1 pseudogene is annotated in these 1604 nt (G+C 41.1%); it reads left to right on the top strand.

Going from position 1 to position 1604, the window contains the following annotated elements:
• Positions 1–192: 192 nt before the first annotated feature.
• Positions 193–1604, top strand: a pseudogene (locus O9332_RS05695) (Calx-beta domain-containing protein); the annotation flags it as partial.

The raw sequence follows: 1604 nt of genomic DNA, 5'->3' as shown, positions 1-1604 counted from the left end.
CAGTTTCACTGAGCAATTTCTTGAGGGAATCAGTTAATTCCATATACACTTACAAAGAAAAACTTGATTAATAATGTACAGGATTAATTCTACTACAAAATTGGAAGGAGGAGGCAACCATCGACCCCTACCTCCTACACTTCGAGAATGATTATTATTCTTGAGCATGAATAGTTTATTTTTTGGAAGTCCCTTAATGGCGATAACCAAGTTGAACTCAATGAGACATTTTTCCTCAATCTCAGCAATTTACAAGCCAATGGCAGTAACGTCACCCTAGCTGATAATCAGGGACAGGGAACGATTAATAATGATGACAGCGCATCGATTGCGATTACTGATGTCACAATTACCGAAGGAAATAGCGGGACAACTAATGCAGTATTTACTGTCACTCTTTCTAATGCAGTTGATACAGCAGTAACGGTTAATTACGCCACCGCAGACGGTACAGCTACGACAACAGATAACGATTATACGGCGATTGCTGCTACTCCCTTAATCTTCAATGCTGGTGAGACTTCTAAGACGATTACTGTTGCTGTCAATGGCGATACTAAAGTCGAAAGTAACGAGACTTTCTTCGTCAATCTCAGTAATTTACAAACTAATGGTCGTAACGTTACCATAACCGATAATCAGGGACAGGGAACGATTACCAATGATGATGTCATACTTCCTAGTATTACTCTTGCGGTTTCTCCTAGTAGTGTTACTGAAGACGGGACAACAAATCTGGTTTATACTTTCACCCGTAGCGGAGTAACAAGTAATGCTTTAACAGTCAATTACACCCTCGGAGGGACAGCGACTTTAAATACCGACTACACTCGTACAGGGACTACCAATACAGTCACCTTTGTTGCTGGTTCATCCACTGCTACTGTAACAGTTGACCCCACTGCTGATACAACAGTAGAAAGTGATGAAACGGTCGTCTTAACTCTCGCTTCAGGGACTGGTTATACAATAGGTACATCAACCCCAGTGACGGGGACAATTACCAATGACGACTTTCCCCAACTCTCCATCAATAATATTACCGTGGTCGAAGGTAAAGATAATAATGCCATCCTCACCGTCATAGTTGATAATCCCAATTCACAACCAATTACCTTCAACTATACCACTGCACCCATTAACGCTACCGCCAATGTAGATTACACTAGCAAAACCGGAACTATCACCATTGCACCTAATACTTCCACCGCTACTATTAGCATTCCCATCCTCAATGATAACCTTAATGAAGCCGATGAAGCCTTTACAGTAACCCTGTCAAATCCCGTTAATGCTACCATCAATCCCGAAGGAGGAATAGGAGAAGTTATCATTACTGATACTTGGCAAACCAGTCTCACTCGCACCTTACCCAACAATGTCGAAAACCTCAGACTAATTGGCAGTAATAATATTAATGGTACAGGTAACGCTGGTAACAATAATATCACTGGAAATAGTGGCATTAATCAAATCAATGGAGGTGCGGGAATTGATACTTTAACCGGTGGTTTAGGTGCAGATACCTTCGTCTTCCAATTTGGCCAATCTACCATATCAACAAGCGATCGTATCACAGATTTTGCCATCAATAGTGATAAAAT

This window comes from Microcystis sp. LE19-10.1B, from assembly GCF_027530565.1.
Classification (GTDB): Bacteria; Cyanobacteriota; Cyanobacteriia; order Cyanobacteriales; family Microcystaceae; genus Microcystis; species Microcystis aeruginosa.
This window is presented reverse-complemented; position numbering and strand designations above follow the sequence as displayed.